Genomic DNA, 16,628 nt, shown 5'->3' with positions numbered 1-16,628 from the left:
GTTTCGATCGCGTTCAGTCGCGCGGGAGGCCGAGGATGCGCTCGGCGACGACATTGAGCTGGACCTGGGTGGTGCCGCCCGCGATGGTCAGGCAGCGGGACATCAGGAAGCCGTGCAGGGCCCGTTCCTGGGGGCCCTCGCCGGTGGCGCCCGCCGGGCCGAGCAGTTCGAGGACGAGTTCGGCGACCTTCTGCTGGTGGGTGGTCTGGACGAGTTTGCGTACGGAGGCCCCGGCGCCGGGTTCGAGTCCGGAGACCTGCCGCAGGGTGGTGCGCAGCCCGATGCAGCCGAGCGCGTGGGCCTCGGCGACGAGTGCCCCGATACGGGCCCGGCAGGCTCCGTCGAGTTCGCCGGAGCGGGCGATCAGCGCTTCGAGGCCGGTGTCGAAGGTCATCTGGTCGGCCATGTGGACGCGTTCGTTGCCCAGGGTGTTGCGGGCGACCCGCCAGCCGTCGTCGGGTGCGCCGACGACGGCGTCGTCGGGCAGCAGGACGTCGTCGAAGTACACCTCGTTGAAGAGGCGGTCGCCGGTGATCTCCCGCAGGGGCCGGATGTCGATGCCGGGGGTGTTCTTCATGTCGACGAGGAAGTAGCCGATGCCCTGGTGCTTGGGGGCGTCGGGGTCGGTCCGGGCGAGCAGGATGCCGTGGTCGGCCCACTGGGCGGCGCTCGTCCACACCTTCTGGCCGTTGATCCGCCAGCCGTCCTCGGTGCGTTCCGCCCTCGTGCGCAGCGAGGCGAGGTCGGAGCCCGCGCCGGGCTCGGAGAAGAGCTGGCACCACAGGAGTTCGCCGCGCAGGGTGGGCAGCAGGTAGCGCTCCTGCTGCTCGGGCGTGCCGTGGGCGATGAGCGAGGGCACCACCCAGGTGGCGATCCCGAGGTCGCTGAGCCGTATCCCCTGCTCGGCCAGTTCCCGCTGGACGGCGAGCTGTTGTACGGGGCCGGCGCCCAGCCCGTGGGGGGCGGGGAGGTGCGGGGCGGCGTAGCCGGTCGGGGCGAGGGCGCGGCGGGCGGCCTTCGGGTCGAGTCCCCGGGCTCCGGCCACGGCCTCGCGGGCCGCGTCCCGGTACGCGGCGGCCCCGGCGGGCAGTTCGACGGTGAGTCCGCGCCGTGCCCCGCCCTCGGCGAGCCGGACGGCGCGCAGCCGGTGGGTGTCGCCGGAGCCGAGCAGCTGGCGGGCCACCAGGGCGCGGCGCAGGTACAGATGGGCGTCGTGCTCCCAGGTGAAGCCGGTGCCGCCGAGGACCTGGATGCAGTCCTTGGCGCAGCCGTACGCGGCTTCGAGGGCCTCGGACGCGGCGAGGGCGGCGGTCATGGACCGTACGTCGGGGCCGGCCCCCTCCTCGTCGGCGGCGCGGGCGGCGTCCCAGACCAGCGCGCGGGCCCGTTCGACCCGTACGAGCATGTCGGCGCAGAGGTGCTTGATGCCCTGGAACTTTCCGATGGGGCGGCCGAACTGTTCGCGGATCCTGGCGTGTTCGGCCGCGAGGTGCAGGGTCTGTGCGGCGGTCCCGCAGACTTCGGCGGCGAACAGGACGGCGGCGAGGTCGCGGACGCGTGCGGTGTCAACCGGGACGAGCCGGGCGGCGGGGACGAGCACTCCGGCGGCGTGCACCTCGGCGGTGGGCCGGGTCGGGTCGGCGCCGTGGTGCGGGCGGACGGTCAGCCCCTCGGTGGCGGTGTCGACGGCGAACCAGAGGGTGCCGGTGGCCGATGCGGCGGGCAGGAGCAGCAGGTCCGCGTCGGCGCCGGAGAGGACCGGGGGTGCGGTGCCGTCGAGCAGGTGGCCGTCGCCGTGTTCGACGGCGGTCAGGCTGCCGGGCCCGAGCGCGACGGCGCCGACGCGCTCGCCCGCCGCGAGGGCGCGTGCCGGGCCGGGCGGCCCGGCTTCGCCCAGGACGGCGGAGGCGAGGGAACTGGCCAGATAGGGGCCGGGCAGGGCGGCCCGTCCGGCCTCCTCGAGGACCACGGCCAGGTCGAGGAGGCGGCCGCCCGCGCCGCCGTGTTCCTCGGGGAGATGGAGGGAGAGCAGGCCCTGTTCGGCGAGCCCGTCCCAGTACCCGGGGCGTACGCCGGGGGTGGCCGGGGCGTCCGCGTCGAGCAGTTTCCGCACCTCCTGCGGCGGTACGGCGCGCGCCAGCCACCCCCGTACGGACTGCGCCAACTCCCTGTGCTCTTCGGTGATTCCGATGCCCATGCGGATCCTCGCCGGTCGCAGCCACTGGAACGGCGCAAGAGTAGAACACGTTCCATTCTGACGGAAGGTCAGATGACAGGTGGATCGCTTCGGGTCCGCCCCCGCGCGCCCAACGAGTGCGCCGCCGTGCTCCGTTCGCGTCGCGTTCATCGGAATACGCCGTACGCCTGAAAGGTTTCACACTGCACACAGTCGGCGGCCGGAGCTGCCCGCCCGCGCCGCCCGTACGCCTCGTTCCGACCTCGACCACGCCGCCCGGAGGCCGCACGCATGCCACAGCCGACGAACGAACAGCACCCCGGGGAGCTCCCCGATCCCCGCCCGCGCAAGGCCGGCCGCGGGATCGTCCCGGTGCTCGCCTTCGCGGGCATCACCGTCGCGGTGATGCAGACCCTGCTCGTACCCGTCATCAAGGACCTGCCCGCGCTGCTGCACACCGACCCGTCGAACGCCACCTGGGTGATGACGGCGACGCTCCTCGCGGGGGCCGTCGCCACCCCGATCATGGGCCGGCTCGGCGACCTCCACGGCAAGCGGAAGATGCTGCTCGCCAGCCTCGCCGTGATGGTGATCGGCTCCCTGATATGCGCCTTCACCGACGACCTGGTCATCATGATCGTGGGGCGCGCGCTCCAGGGCTTCGCCATGGGCGCCATCCCGCTCGGCATCGGCATCATGCGTGACGAACTGCCCCGCGAGCGGCTCGGTTCGGCGATGGCGCTGATGAGTTCCTCGATCGGCGTGGGCGGCGGGCTGGCGCTGCCCGCCGCGGCGCTGGTCGCCCAGCACGCCGACTGGCACACCCTGTTCCTCGGCTCGGCCGGTCTCGGGGTGCTGTCGATGGTGCTCACCGTCCTCGCCGTGCCGGAGACCTCGCTGCGCGCCCCCGGCCGCTTCGACCTGCCCGGTGCGCTGGGGCTCTCGCTCGGACTGGTCTGCCTGCTGCTGCCGATCACCAAGGGCGCCGACTGGGGCTGGACCTCGGCCGCCACGCTCGGCCTGCTCGCCGGCGCGCTGCTGATCCTGCTCCTGTGGGGCCTGTTCGAGCTGCGCAGCCCGACCCCGCTGGTCGATCTGCGTACCAGCGCCCGGCGCGAGGTGCTGCTGACCAACCTCGCCTCGATCATGGTCGGGGTCGCGTTCTACGCGGTCTCGCTGGTGCTCCCGCAGCTGCTCCAGCTCCCGGAGTCCACGGGGTACGGGCTCGGGCGGTCGATGGTGGTCGCCGGGCTGTGCGTGGCGCCGCTCGGCATCACGATGATGCTCGTCGCCCCGGCGTACGCCCGGCTCTCCGCCCGCCGGGGCCCCAAGGTCTCGCTGATGCTCGGCATGCTGATCATGGCCGTCGGCTACGGGGCGGGGATCGGGCTGATGAGCGCCGCCTGGCAGACCGTGGTGATCGCGGTGGTGCTCGGGGCGGGCATCGGGCTGGCCTACTCCTCGCTGCCCGCGCTGATCATCGGCGCGGTGGACCCCTCCGAGACCGGCGCGGCCAACGGGCTGAACACCCTGATGCGGTCGATCGGCACATCGGTGTCGAGCGCCGTGATCGGCATGGTGCTGGCGAACACCTCGGTGCGTACGGGCGGGGCCGTGCTGCCCTCGATGGAGGGGTTCCGCATCTCGTTCCTGATCGCGACGGGCGCGGTGGTGGCGGGGCTGGTGCTGGCCGCGTTCCTGCCGGCCCGGCGCGACGCGGTGCGCCCGACGCTGCTGGCGAGCAGCGAGGACGGGGTCCCGGCGCCCGCGGCCCCCGCCGCCCCGGGTCCGGTGGCCGGTCCGGGGGGCTTCCGGGGGCGGGTGCTGGGCCCGGACGGCGCCCCGGTGGTCCGCGCCAATGTGACGCTGGTCGACCACCGGGGGCGGCAGGCCGGTCTCGCCGTGGCGGACGAGGACGGTCGCTACGTCCTGGCCGCCCCGCGCGGCGGGAGCTATGTGCTGGTCGGCTCGGCCACCGGGTTCTCCCCGTGCGCCCGCCCGGCGGCGTACCCGGGCGACGGGCCGGCGGTGGACGCCGATCTGGTGCTGGAGGTCGGCGCGCAGGAGCGGCGCACCACGGTGTCGTCGTAGGGAGGAGCGGCCGATGCGCGGTGGCGGCGCCGCTCCTCTTCGGCGGATGCCCGTCACCGGACGCCCGTCGGCGAACGCCCGGCACAGGACACCCGTCGGCGAACGCCTGAGCACAGGACACCCGCCGCCAGGGGCCGGCCGTCACCGGACACCCGTCGGCGGATGCCCGGATCTCCTCGGCCGTCCGGCCCGGGACCCCCTGGCCGCGGCCGTTGCGGACGCGTCCGCCGCGCGGACGCGAGCACCCCGTGACGCCGCGCCCGGGGAACGGGTGACCGCAGCCGGCCGAGGCGTACGCACCCCGAAGGGGCCCACCTCCTTTTTGGATTCCTCCATCCAGAACCTGTTAGGGTGCCGTCCATGGGTAGACCACGGATGTTCGACGAGAGCGCGGTGCTCGATGCCGCGGCTGCCGAGTTCCGGGTGCGCGGATTCGCCAACACCTCGACCGAGCAGCTCTGCGAGGCGGCCGACGTCCGGCGCAGCAGTCTCTACAACACCTTCGTCTCCAAGGACGAGTTGTTCGTGCGAGCCCTGGAGCACTACATCGACACCATCCGCGAGCGGCAGACCGCGCTCCTGACGGACGACGGGCTCCGCGGCGCGGACCGGTTGCGGGCCCTGGTCGATCTCGTCGTCGCCGAGGAGCAGGCGGCGGTCCGCCGGGGGCACGCCGCCGGATGCATGGTGGTGCAGAGCTTCATGGACCCCGCCCTGCGCGAACGGGACGAGCGCGTCGCCCGCATGCTCGATCGCGATCTGCGCGAGCGGACCGCACTCCTGGCCGACGCCATCCGCGCCGGGCGGACCGACGGAAGCATTCCCGCGGGCATCGACCCCCATGACGGGGCCCTCCTGGTCAGCACCGTCATCTCCGGCATCCGGGTCACCGCCCAGGCCGGTGTCGACGCCGAAACCCTGCGACGGGTGGCGCTCGCCGGACTCCACGCCCTCCTGGGCTGACCCCCCCCCACCCCATCCCACCTCGCCTCACGCGCGAGGGACCCGTCCGAGGGCCCTCGCGCGGTCGAGGGTTTCCGCATGCCCTCATTTTGGATCCTCCATCACAGAAAGCGGCCGACATGAACACAACCACGCCGACAAGGCTCGCCCCGGCCGGGAAGGTCCCCCTGGCCGTCCACATTCTCGCGGCGGGCATCTTCGCGATGGTGACCAGCGAGTTCGCCGTCGCCGGGCTCATGCCGCAGCTCGCCGAGGGCCTGGGCACCGGGATCGAGCAGATCGGCTACCTCGTCACGGTCTTCGCCGTCGCGATGACGGTCGGCGGGCCGGTCCTGACCCTGTCGCTGCTGCGGATCCCGCCGAGGAACGCGCTGCTGACGATCATCGCGGTCTTCCTCGTCGGCAACGTCGTCGCGGCACTGGCGACGTCGTACCCGGTCATGGTGGCCGCACGCGTCGTCAGCGGCACGGCCTCGCAGGCGTTCTTCGGCATCGCGGTGTCGCTGAGCGCTCGGCTGGTGGACGAGCGGATGCGCGGCCGGGCGAACGGTGTCGCCATGAACGGCCTGATGCTCGGCACCCTGCTCGGGCTTCCGCTGGCGACGTTCGTCGGCGACCGGCTGGGCTGGCGGGCCGCCTTCTGGACCATCTCCCTGCTCACGGTGGCCGCCGCGGTCCTCACCCTCGCGTTCGTCCGCAACCCCGCCGAACCCACCGGAGCCGCCGGAGCAGCCGGTCCCGGCGCGCCCGCGGAAGCGCCGCGCTCGATACGGGACGAGCTCGCGGTCCTGCGCAGGCCGCAGTTCCGGCTGGCGCTCGTCTCCAGCACGCTGATCATCGGGGCGACGTTCTCCGCGTTCAGCTTCTTCACGCCGATCCTCACCGAGGTCACCGGTTTCTCCGCGGGCCTGGTCCCGCTGCTCCTGCTCGCCTACGGCGCCGCGACCCTGGTCGGCAACATGGTGGTCGCCCGCCTGGCGGACCGGCACACCGTCTCGACCCTGCTGACCGGCACCGGCCTGAACGTCGTCTTCCTGACCGGACTCGCGCTCTTCACCGATGTCCCGCCGCTGGCGCTGGTGTTCGTACTGGGCATCGGTCTGGTCGGCGTGACGATGAACCCCGCGATGGCCGTGCGGGTGCAGCGGGCCGGCGGCACCACCCCGCTGGTCAACACCGTCCACGCGTCGTTCATCACCCTCGGCGTCATCCTGGGCTCCGCACTGGGGTCGGCCCTGATCCCGGCGCACGGGCTCCGCGCCCCCATCGTCCTGGGCATCGCCCTGGCCGTCCTCGCCCTTCCGGCGATCCTGCCCGCCCTCACCAGCGCGTACCTGCGCGGCGGACACCGCGGGCAGGTACGCACCGGGGAAGGCGACGGGGCGGAGGAGAGGACCGGGGCGGCCGGGGCGCGGTGAGCCCCGCGGTCAGCGCGCCGGAGTATCGAACCGCGGCGTCGTCGCAAGGAGCGGTGAGACGTCCGAGCCCGCCGCCAGCTCCCGCGGCTGCGCGCCGCGGGTGAACAGCCGGGCCGGGTGGGCGCCGTCCACCCGGGCCCGGTCCCCTTCGACCCGCAGCCAGGAGCCCTCGCGCAGGCCGAGCACCGGTACGTCGTTCTCCTCCAGGAACTCCGTCAGCCGCTCCTCGCGGGTCTCGCCCTTGTGGGTGCTGGCCGGGTCCGGGTCCAGGTAGTGCGGGTTGATCTGGAACGGGACGAGCCCGAGCGCCTCGAAGGACGGCGGCTGCACGATCGGCATGTCGTTGGTGGTCCGCAGGGTCGGCGCCGCCATGTTCGTCCCGGCACTGGCCCCCATGTACGGCAGCCCGTCCCGCACCGCCGCGGTCACGGCCTCGCGCAGACCGGTCCGGTACAGCGCGCTCAGCAGCCGGAAGGAGTTGCCGCCACCGATGAACACGGCGTCGCAAGCGGTGAGTTCGGCGACCGGGTCGGCGTTCTCGTGGACCCCGCGGACGGTGATCCCGGCCGGTTCGAGAGCGGCGCGGACCCGGGCGGTGTACGTGTCGTGGTCGGCGAGCGCGTACGGGACGAAGGCCAGCCGGGCGCCTTCGGGCAGGAACGCGGTGACGGTGTCGAGGGCGTGTTCCAGATAACCCCGGCCGTACTGGGTGGAGTTGGAGAGCAGCAGCAGATTCATCGGGTACCTCTCGGTTCTCTTCCGGTGTGGTGACGGGCCGGTGCGACGACCGGCGCGACGGGCCGTGGTGACGGGCCGTGGTGACGGCCGTCAGGTCGTACGGGGGCGGCGGGCGCGGGACTTCGGGCGCTGCGGCGGGCGGGTGAGCCGCTGCTCCAGCAGCCCGGCCGCGTGGCGCAGCGCGTCGAGCCGGTCGTCCGGCGCCCCCGCGAAGAGCTGCTCGGCGCCGCCGAGGCTGAGGCTGCCGTAGGGCTCGCGGCCGAGGAAGACGGGCACGGCGACGGTGGCGATGCCGGTGTCGTACTCGCCGACCGTCCAGGCGTAGCCCTGGGCCCGGATCCTGAGGAACTCCTCCTCCAGCCGGTCCGGGTCGGTGACCGTCCGCTCGGTGAAGCGGGCCATCGGGCGGCCCCGGAAGAGCCGGTGGCGCTGCTCGTCGGGCAGATAGGCGTAGTACGACTTGCTGGTCGCACCGGCGTGCGCCGGGTAGAGCTCGCCGACCAGCGGGTAGTAGCGCAGCGGCCCGGCCTCGCCCTCCTCGGCGGCGACGCACCGCATGTGGAAGCTGTCCGGCAGGCAGAACAGCACGGTGTCGCCCGTGACGCGGCACAGCTCCTCCAGCACCGGCCCGGCCAGCAGCTCCAGCGAGCCGGAGCGCTCCCAGAGCCTGCCGAGCCGCAGCACGGCGGGGCCGATGCGGTAGCGGCGGGTGGCCGGGTCGGAGACGAGGAAGCCGCGTCCGGCGAGGGTGGCGAGCAGCCGCTGGGCCACCGAGGTGTCCCAGCCGAACTCCTCGGCGACCTCGGTGACGCCCCAGTCCGGCCGGGTCCGCTCGAAGGCGAGCAGCACGAGGAGCGCCCGGTCGACGGTTTGCAGGGCCCCGGCGGGGGTGCGCCGGTCCAGATCGAACTCCGCCATCGTCATCTCACCATTCAGACCTGAATTGCAAATAACGGGAAACTGTTGCGCTCAACGCTATCCGATCCCGAATGTGGCCTCAGCACCCCGCCCCGCGCCTCTCCCCCGTCGAGCGCCGGCCGGGGGCCCCGGTCAGCGGGACCGGATGAGCGAGAAAGGCCCCCCATGTTGAAGTACGTACTGGATGTCGTCGATCTTCTGGACGATCCCCGGGCCAATGGCAAGGCGGTCGTCGGGTACCTCGACTCCGTGAGCGGCGCCGAGGGCTCGTCCGCGCAGGTCACCACGGTCGTCGGCGAGCAGGGCTCGACGGACTTCGTGATGGTCCGCATCCCCGGCTCGCAAGGGCGCTCGTCCGGTGGCGAGGCCCGCACGCTCGGCGTGGTCGGCAGGCTCGGCGGCATCGGCGCCCGTCCCGAGGTGACCGGCATGGTCTCCGACGCCGACGGAGCGGTCGCCGCCATCGCCACCGCCGCCAAGCTGCTCGACATGCGCCGCCGCGGCGACGTGCTGCCCGGCGATGTGATCGTCGCCACCCACATCTGCCCGGACGCGCCGACCGAGCCGCACGACCCGGTGCCGTTCATGGGCTCGCCCGTGGACATCGCCACGATGAACCGCCACGAGGTGACCGACGAGATGGAGGCCGTGCTCTCCATCGACACCACCAAGGGCAACCGCATCATCAACCACAAGGGCCTCGCCCTCTCGCCCACCGTCAAGGAGGGCTGGGTGCTCCGGGTCAGCGAGCGCCTGGGCGAGCTGCTGGCCGTGGTGACGGGTGAGCCGTTGGTCACGTACCCCGTGACCACGCAGGACATCACCCCGTACGGTAACGGTGCACACCACATCAATTCGATTCTCCAGCCCGCCACCGCGACGGCCGCCCCGGTCATCGGCCTGGCCATCACCTCGGCCGCCGCGGTGCCCGGCTGCGGCACGGGCGCGAGCCACGAGACGGACATCGCGTCCGCCGCCCGGTACGCCGTCGAGGTCGCCAAGGCCTTCGGCGGCGGCCACCTGGACTTCCACGACGCGGTGGAGTTCGACAACCTCATCCGTCGCTACGGGTCACTGGCACACCTCCAGACCCTCGGCCGTACCCCCCAGCAGGAGTCCTGATGGCAGCCACCCAGCGGGCCGAGGCCGTGGCCCACGAGACCAAGTCCATCGGCAGCGACGACTACGCGCTCTCCCGCGTCCCGCGCGACAAGCGCTTCGGCTTCTGGTCGATGCTGCTCCAGTGGCTGGCCCAGTCCGGTTCGATCTCGCAGTTCACCCTCGGCGCCACCATCGGCGTCGGCATGACGTTCGGCGACGCGTTCCTCGCCTTCACGCTCGGCGCGGTGATCCTGGAGGTCGTGATCTTCGCGATCGGCCTGGCCGGGATGCGCGAGGGTCTGGCGACCCCGATGCTGACCCGCTGGGTCGGCTTCGGCAGAAACGGTTCTGCACTGGTCAGCTTCGTGATCGCGGTCAGCCTGGTCGGCTGGTTCGGCGTCCAGAACACGATCTTCGGCAACAGCGTCTCGGCACTGGTCGGCGGACCGTCCTGGATGTGGTGCGTGCTGGCCGGTGTCGCCATCACCGCTCTGGTGATCTTCGGCTTCAAGTACATGGCCGTCTTCGCCAAGATCGTCACCCCGCTGTTCTTCGCGATGGTCGCCTGGTCGGTGATCTCCACGCTGAAGGACCACTCCCTGAGCGACCTGATCAGCTCCCCGCCGCCCGGCCAGACCATCCCGCTGGCCGTCGCCGCCACCGCCATCGCGGGCGGCTTCATGACCGGCGCGATCGTGGCCCCGGAGATGACCCGGTACAACAGGAAGGGCTCGCACGTCTTCCTGCAGAGTGCCTCGTCGATGATCCTCTCCGAGTACATCGTCGGCATGACCGGTGTGCTCCTGGGCCACCTGGTGAAGAGCAGCGAGGTGTCGCACATCGTGCTCTCCACCTCGGGCGTCTTCGGCGTGCTGGTGGTCCTGATGTCCACCGCGAAGATCAACGACTGGAACCTGTACGGCTCCTCGCTCGGCGTCGTCAACTTCTTCCAGGTCGTCTTCGGCAAGCGGCTGCACCGCGGTGTGGTCACGATCGTCCTCGGTATCGCCGGCACGGTCCTGTCCGCCGTCGGGATCATGACCCACTTCACCGAGTTCCTCTCCGTCCTCGGCGTCGCCATCCCGCCCATCGGCGGCATCATCGTGGCCGAGTACTGGATCGTGAAGCGGATGCGCAGGCCGCTGGACGAGACCCGCGCCTCGGAGACCCTGCCGGCCTCCTCGCCGACCTGGGTGCCGATGTCCCTGGCCATCTGGATCGCCGCGTTCTGCGTCGGCAAGTTCTACGACGGCGGCATACCGGCCCTCAATTCCCTGGCCACCGCCTTCGTCCTGTACAGCGTCCTCGGCCTGCTGGGCTGGGTGAAGCCGTACGGAACCTCCGCCCTGGACGACGCGGACGACACCGCCCCCGCCGCCCGCACGACAACCTCTGTGGGAGCAGCATGACCACCTCCGGCCCCGCCACCGGCTCCACCCCGCTCGTCCCGGCGTCCGCCGAGGCCCAGGGCGAGGTGATCGGGCTCTGCGCCGAGCTGATCCGCTTCGACACCTCCAACCCCACCAGCGACGAGCGCGCCTGCGCGGACTGGGTGGTGGGCCGCCTCGCCGAGGTGGGCATCGCCTCCGAGCTGGTCGAGTCGGCCCCGGGCCGGGCCAGCGTGATCGCCCGGATCGCGGGCGCCGACCCGGCGCGCGGCGCGCTGCTGGTTCACGGCCACCTCGACGTCGTACCGGCCGACGCCGCCGAATGGCGGGTCCCGCCGTTCTCCGGCGAGATCCGCGACGGCTATCTGTGGGGGCGCGGCGCGATCGACATGAAGGACACGGTGGCCGTCATGCTGGCCACCGCCCGCCACTTCGCCCGCACCGGCACCCGGCCCTCCCGCGACCTGGTCCTGGCCTTCCTGGCCGACGAGGAGGCGGGCGGGAAGTTCGGCGCGCACTGGCTGGTCGAGCACCGCCCCGAGCTGTTCGCCGGGGTCACCGAGGCGATCGGCGAGGGCGGCGGCTTCTCCTTCGCGATCGACGGCACCCGCCGCCTGTACCCGATCGAGAACGCCCAGCGCGGCATGGCCTGGATGGAGCTCACCGCCACCGGCCGGGCCGGGCACGGCTCCTCCCCCAACGACGAGAACGCCGTCACCGACCTCGCCGAGTCGCTGGCCCGCATCGGCCGGGAGACCTTCCCGATCCGGCTGATCGAACCGGTCCGCGCCCTGCTGGAGGAGGCCGCCCGGCTCTACGGCGTCGAGTTCGACGAGGACGACATCGAGGGCAGCCTCGCCAGGCTGGGCCCGGTCTCCGACTTCATGCAGGTGGTGCTCCGCAACTCGGCCAACCCCACCATGTTCACCGCGGGCTACCAGACCAACGTGATCCCCGGAAAGGCGACCGCCCGGGTGGACGGCCGCTTCCTGCCCGGCCACGAGCAGGAGCTGATCGACACGATCGACCGGCTCCTGCTCCCCTCGGTCACCCGGGAATGGGTCAACCACGACATCGCGATGGAGACCACGTTCGACGGCCCGCTCGTCGACGCCATGTGCGCCGCCGTACGCGCCGAGGACCCGGACGGCCACCCCGTCCCGTACTGCAACCCCGGCGGCACCGACGCCAAGGCCTTCACCCACCTCGGCATCCGCTGCTTCGGCTTCAAGGGCCTGAAGCTCCCGCACGACCTGGACTACGGGCGCCTCTTCCACGGCGTGGACGAACGCGTCCCGCTGGAGGGCCTGCGCTTCGGCGTCCGCGTCATGACCCGGCTCTGGCAGAGCTGCTGACCCCCCAGTCGCGCCCTGCCAGGGGCCCCGACCCGGGCCCACCCCACGTACGCCCCCACCGGAACCCATGCCTCCGGCGGGGGCGTACGTATGTGACGGCCCGGATTCCCGGTTCCGGCTTGCGGTTTCCGCTGCGTCAACTCCTACCGTCTTCGGTGTGGCCGGAAAGACCGGCCCGGCGATGTGAGGCGGGGCCATGACCTGGTCGATCGCGGATGTGGCCCGGATGTCCGGCGTGACCTCCCGGACACTGCGGCATTACGACGAGATCGGCCTGCTGCCACCGGCACGGATCGGGAGCAACGGGCACCGCTACTACGAGGAGGCCGATCTGCTGCGGCTGCAGCAGATCCTCCTGATGCGGGAGCTGGGCCTGGGGCTGCGGGAGATCCGGGCGGTCCTGGACAGCCAGCTGGACCAGGTGGCCGCGCTCCGCGAGCACCACCGACGGCTGCTCACGGAACGCGACCGGCTGGAGACGCTCGCCGGCACCGTGAGCCGGACCATCGCCGAACTGGAGGAAGGAAAGGACGACGGCATGACGAAGATCAACAGGCCGGAGAACCTGTTCGAGGGGTTCGAGGCCGGACAGCACGACGCGGAGGCACGCGAGCGGTGGCCCGAGCAGTGGGAGCAGTCCCAGCAGGCCATCGCGGGGATGACCGCCGAGGGCATGGAGCAGTGGCAGCGTGACGTGACGGCGCAGATGATCCGCATGGCGGAGTTCATGACGGCCGGCACACCCGTCACCGACCCGGCGGTGCAGGCCGAGGTGGACACCCTCTACCAGGGCGTGTGCCGGTTCTGGACCCCGTGCGCGGAGGCGTACAAGGGGCTGGCCCGGACCTACGTCGACGACCCCCGGTTCCGGGCGAACTTCGACCGGATCGCCGACGGGCTGGCCGCCTACCAGCGCGACGCGATGGTGGTCTATGCCGACACTCGGCTGAACTGACCGACGGTCCACACTGCCGGGGGGCTGCAGACCCCCGGCGGCAGGCGCCCGCAGGCCGCGGGGCTCAGACCACGCCCACGCCCACGATGACCAGGGCGGGCAGGGCGATGAAGACGGTGCCGAGGTAGGCGGCGAGGACCCACCGGCGTTCGGAGGCGATACGGGCGAGGTTCTCGGCGCAGAACAGCGGTACGGGGCGCAGCAGCGGGATCACATAGATCACGACGATCGCGAAGAGGTTGTAGACCAGGTGGACGAAGGCCGCCTGGAGGCCGATCCTCGCGTCCTGTCCGACGCCCGCGAACGCCGCGAAGACCACCGTGAACGTCGTGCCCAGGTTGGAGCCGACGACGACGGGATACACCTGCGCCGGGGTCAGGATGCCCGTCCCGGCGAACGGGACCAGCACGGACGTGGTGATGGTCGACGACTGGGTGACCACGGTCACGCCCATGCCCGACGCCATGGCGAGGTAGGCGTTGCGGCCGACGGCCTTGATCAGGACGTCACGGGCCCTGCCCACCATGAGCAGTTTGAGCAGCACCCCCAGGTAGCGGACGGCGACCAGGATCAGCACGGCGCCGATCACGATGGTGAACAGCGGACCGAGCGTGCTGCTGATGTGCGAGGTCGCGTGGATCACTCCGTGTTCCACCGGCGCGGTGGCCGCCCGGATGAAGTTGAAGTGGGCCGGGTTCGGCAGCCAGTCCGTGCCGTACAGCGCATCGGTCAGCGCCCTGCTGATCCGCTCCAGCGGATGCCAGATCAGCTCGACGGGGAAGAAGATCAGCAGCGCGAGCCAGTTGTAGAAGTCGTGGACGGTCGAGGCGCCCAGCGCCCTGCGGAACTCCGTGCGGTCGCCGATGAAGGTCAGTGCGACCAGGCTCGTCGTCACGGTGGTGCCGACGTTGGCGCCCAGGATGATGGGGATCGCCCCCTGGATGGGCAGCGCGCCCGACCCCACGGCGGTGACCGCGATGGCCGTCGTCGTGGTCGAGGACTGGATCAGGACCGTACCGAGAACGCCGACGCTCAGCCCGACCCACGGGTTCGCCGCGAAGGCGAACATGGTGTGCGCCGCGTCGCTGCCCAGCCCCGCGAAGCCGCGGCTGATGATGCTCACGGCACAGATCAGCAGGTAGATCAGCCCGGCGACACCGCACCAGCCGAGGGCCTTGGCCCATGCGGGGAGCTGGTCGGCTGCGGCGCCGCCGTCACCCTTCTCACGGCCGCCGTCCGGCTCTTCCTGACCGCGGTCCGGCCCGCTGTCGGATGTGGCTTCCGCCATGGACCAAGGCTACGAGCTCCTGACCAGGGGCGCGCGCGGCTGAGCGCCGTACGTGTGCGGTGGACGGCCGGCGGCGACCGCGCCCCGTACGCCCCTTCCGGAGCCCATGCCTCCGGCGGGGACGCGTCCCTGCCCCGCCGGTAGGGTGCCGGGCATGGCCGCAACGTCCGCCCGGTCCGCCGGGCGTCCCGCTTCGTGGTGGCGCGAACGGTGCCTCGGGCCGCTCGACGCGGGTGACTGGTACGAGCTGTATCGCGCGGCGCAGTCCTGGCGCGTCGGCGGCGGGGGGTCGTTCATCCCGGACGCCTGGCTGATGGATGTGTGCTCGGCCCTGCTGCACCATCAGCCGAAGACCGCGCTGAACTGCTGCGACATGGCGCTGAGCACCTGGATCGAACGGCCCGGTGACCGGGCCGTACTGCGCTTCGTCCGTGGTCTGGTGATCGCCGACCACCTCGAGGATCCGCTGCGCGCCCTGGACGACCTGGAGTCCGCGCTGCACGGCCCGGACTGGCTGGCGGCGCAGGCTGCGCCCGAGCTGGACCGGGTGACGGAACAGGCACGGCGCTCCCGGGTGCGCAGGCCCCGCGCCGGTCCCGCGCCCGAGCTGGACACGGACTACCGTGACCTGATCTCCCGCGACGCCTCGTCCCGCACCCCGGCACCGGCGGAGCCCCTGCCGGCGGACGGAGCGGTCCCCTCGCTCTGGGACCCGGCGATGAGCCGCCTGCGGCGGACCTGACCCGCAACGGCTCCGGCTCTCCGGGGCGAGGACGGTCCGGACGGCCGTGGCGCACACCACGGCACGAGGAATCTCTCCGCTCCGCCCGACGTCCCCGGTCCCTCACCCCCAGCCCGGCGGCAGCAGGTCCCAGGAGCTGCGGCCCAGCCACTCGGCGAACGTCACGGGCCGGGCGCCACCGGTGTGGTCGAGGGAGAGCGGGAGGATCAGGTCGCAGGTGGCCCGGCCGTCCCACCACATCGTGCCCGCCAGCGGGCCGGTGATCGCCAGCAGCGTGGCGAACCCGCAGCCGTGCTCCTGCGCGACCACGGCCCCGGCCGTCTTCCGGTCCTCGAACTCGTCGCGCTCGGCGTTCCAGACGGCCATGGCCCGCGAGAACGCCGCGGCGTCCGGGTGGTCCTCGGCCCGGGGCTCGCGCCGGTCGAACCCGGCGTCGGCCTCCGCGTAGGAGTCGGGGTGGGGGAACGGCACGGACAGCAGGCCGCGATGCCCTTCGTCGTTTCCCGCCCACCACCAGCCGCGCTCCGTCTTCGCGAGCCGGGAGACGGCCCCACCGGCACTCACCTCCGTCAGGTAGCGGCGGTACGCGGGCGGGAGGGCGACGCGGAGCTCGGCCTCGGCTTCGGCCGCCTGCGCCTCGGTCAGCGGCGGGGGCGCGGCGGGAAGGTTCATGGGGCCGAGGCTAGGACGGGCCCCGGACCGGCCGTGGTCCGGGGTCTTCGGCGGCCGCCCGCTCCACGTGGACGACCGGGCATGCGGGGGGGGTGCGTGCCGCGCGATGGCAGGATGACCGCATGGTGACGGGCCAGCCCTGGACGGGGCTTCACGGCGACCTGCTGGCGGCGAAGGCGCTGGTGTACGACCCGGGCGGCTTCGCCTGCTCACGGCCGGTGCCCGAGCCGGAGAGCGCCGAGTACGCGGCCTGCGCGTTCACGCTCGACGGCCGCTCCGTGCGGTTCCGCGTGGCCAGGACCACCCCGAAGAAGGCGGGTCAGTTCGTCACCGTGTGGCAGCGGTCCGAGGAAGGGCCGATCCGGCCCTTCGACGTCGGCGACGGAGTGGACCTCTTCGCCATCAGCTGCCGTGACGAAGTCGGCCACGGGCAGTTCGTGTTCCCGTGCGAGGTGTTGCGCGAGCGCGGCGTCGTCTCCGGCGGCGGTTCCGGCGGGAAACGCGGGTTCCGCGTCTATCCGCCGTGGGTGACCACGGACAACCGGCAGGCCCGCGGCACCCAGGCATGGCAGGTGAACCACTTCCTGCGCCTCGGCCCGGCCGGACCCGCCGACCCCGGGCGGGCGCGTGGCCTCTACCACCCCTGAGCCGGGGCGGGCCGGGCCGGCCCTGTCGGCATGCGATGCCCCTGGAAGGGGACAGGAATCGGTATGACCATCACCCCGCGCGCCCCGGCCGAAGTCCCGGATCACATACCGGATCACATACCGGGTCGGATACCGGCCCGAAGCGGTGCCGCCGCCCGATTAGTGGGCCGGGCCCC

At 72.4% G+C, this 16,628-nt stretch carries 14 protein-coding genes; 9 read left to right on the top strand and 5 right to left on the bottom strand.

Annotated features, from left to right (window positions below; genetic code table 11):
• Window positions 1-13 precede the first annotated feature (13 nt).
• Window positions 14-2,197, bottom strand: a complete 2,184-nt coding sequence (locus tag ACFCV8_RS07755; RefSeq protein WP_376684375.1) for an acyl-CoA dehydrogenase — start codon at window positions 2,195-2,197, stop codon at window positions 14-16.
• Window positions 2,198-2,467: 270 nt separating this feature from the next.
• On the opposite strand from ACFCV8_RS07755, the gene ACFCV8_RS07750 reads away from it, so the two are divergent.
• From ACFCV8_RS07750 to ACFCV8_RS07740, 3 genes are all read left to right on the top strand, one after another.
• Window positions 2,468-4,267: an MFS transporter gene (locus ACFCV8_RS07750; protein WP_376684374.1), complete on the top strand. Its 1,800-nt coding sequence runs from the start codon at window positions 2,468-2,470 to the stop codon at window positions 4,265-4,267.
• A gap of 360 nt (window positions 4,268-4,627) precedes the next feature.
• Entirely contained in the window at window positions 4,628-5,230 is a 603-nt protein-coding gene (locus ACFCV8_RS07745) for a TetR/AcrR family transcriptional regulator (RefSeq protein ID WP_376684373.1), read from the top strand.
• A gap of 119 nt (window positions 5,231-5,349) precedes the next feature.
• A complete protein-coding gene (locus tag ACFCV8_RS07740) occupies window positions 5,350-6,648 on the top strand; it encodes an MFS transporter (protein WP_376684372.1) in 1,299 nt (432 codons plus the stop codon).
• A gap of 9 nt (window positions 6,649-6,657) precedes the next feature.
• Here ACFCV8_RS07740 and pepE read toward each other — a convergent pair whose 3' ends face one another.
• Together pepE and ACFCV8_RS07730 are read right to left on the bottom strand one after the other, a co-directional pair.
• Window positions 6,658-7,386 (bottom strand): dipeptidase PepE, encoded by a 729-nt coding sequence (pepE, locus tag ACFCV8_RS07735; protein WP_376684371.1) that lies wholly within the window; start codon window positions 7,384-7,386, stop codon window positions 6,658-6,660.
• 90 nt (window positions 7,387-7,476) lie between these two features.
• Complete coding sequence (locus ACFCV8_RS07730) at window positions 7,477-8,304, bottom strand: IclR family transcriptional regulator (RefSeq protein ID WP_376684385.1); 828 nt, start codon at window positions 8,302-8,304, stop codon at window positions 7,477-7,479.
• Between the two features lie 165 nt (window positions 8,305-8,469).
• Here ACFCV8_RS07730 and ACFCV8_RS07725 point away from each other — a divergent pair, with 165 nt between their 5' ends.
• The 4 genes from ACFCV8_RS07725 to ACFCV8_RS07710 all read left to right on the top strand — a co-directional run bounded on the left by ACFCV8_RS07725 (window position 8,470) and on the right by ACFCV8_RS07710 (window position 13,103).
• Window positions 8,470-9,426 (top strand): DUF1177 domain-containing protein, encoded by a 957-nt coding sequence (locus ACFCV8_RS07725; RefSeq protein ID WP_376684370.1) that lies wholly within the window; start codon window positions 8,470-8,472, stop codon window positions 9,424-9,426.
• Complete coding sequence (locus tag ACFCV8_RS07720) at window positions 9,426-10,814, top strand: cytosine permease (RefSeq protein ID WP_376684369.1); 1,389 nt, start codon at window positions 9,426-9,428, stop codon at window positions 10,812-10,814. The genes ACFCV8_RS07725 and ACFCV8_RS07720 overlap by 1 nt, the downstream gene beginning before the upstream one ends.
• Window positions 10,811-12,148 carry a M20/M25/M40 family metallo-hydrolase gene (locus tag ACFCV8_RS07715; RefSeq protein ID WP_376684368.1) on the top strand — a complete coding sequence of 446 codons (1,338 nt, stop codon included), beginning with the start codon at window positions 10,811-10,813 and terminating at the stop codon, window positions 12,146-12,148. The genes ACFCV8_RS07720 and ACFCV8_RS07715 overlap by 4 nt, the downstream gene beginning before the upstream one ends.
• Window positions 12,149-12,344: 196 nt before the next feature.
• Window positions 12,345-13,103 (top strand): MerR family transcriptional regulator, encoded by a 759-nt coding sequence (locus ACFCV8_RS07710; protein ID WP_376684367.1) that lies wholly within the window; start codon window positions 12,345-12,347, stop codon window positions 13,101-13,103.
• A gap of 64 nt (window positions 13,104-13,167) precedes the next feature.
• Here ACFCV8_RS07710 and ACFCV8_RS07705 read toward each other — a convergent pair whose 3' ends face one another.
• Window positions 13,168-14,391, bottom strand: a complete 1,224-nt coding sequence (locus tag ACFCV8_RS07705; RefSeq protein WP_376684366.1) for a thymidylate synthase — start codon at window positions 14,389-14,391, stop codon at window positions 13,168-13,170.
• Between the two features lie 154 nt (window positions 14,392-14,545).
• Here ACFCV8_RS07705 and ACFCV8_RS07700 point away from each other — a divergent pair, with 154 nt between their 5' ends.
• Window positions 14,546-15,133: a hypothetical protein gene (locus ACFCV8_RS07700; protein WP_376684365.1), complete on the top strand. Its 588-nt coding sequence runs from the start codon at window positions 14,546-14,548 to the stop codon at window positions 15,131-15,133.
• Window positions 15,134-15,235: 102 nt separating this feature from the next.
• On the opposite strand, the gene ACFCV8_RS07695 is transcribed toward ACFCV8_RS07700, so the two are convergent.
• Window positions 15,236-15,805 carry an SMI1/KNR4 family protein gene (locus ACFCV8_RS07695; RefSeq protein ID WP_376684364.1) on the bottom strand — a complete coding sequence of 190 codons (570 nt, stop codon included), beginning with the start codon at window positions 15,803-15,805 and terminating at the stop codon, window positions 15,236-15,238.
• A 122-nt stretch (window positions 15,806-15,927) separates the two neighbouring features.
• Between ACFCV8_RS07695 and ACFCV8_RS07690 the strand changes: the two genes are divergently transcribed.
• The gene (locus ACFCV8_RS07690) at window positions 15,928-16,452 is read left to right on the top strand and encodes a MepB family protein (RefSeq protein WP_376684363.1); all 525 of its coding nucleotides are present in this window, start codon (window positions 15,928-15,930) and stop codon (window positions 16,450-16,452) included.
• Window positions 16,453-16,628 lie beyond the last annotated feature (176 nt).

It is taken from the genome of Streptomyces sp. NPDC056347, assembly GCF_042262625.1.
In the GTDB taxonomy this organism is placed as follows: domain Bacteria; phylum Actinomycetota; class Actinomycetes; order Streptomycetales; family Streptomycetaceae; genus Streptomyces.
The sequence above is the reverse complement of the archived record's forward strand: the minus strand, read 5'-3'. Positions and strand labels throughout refer to the sequence as shown.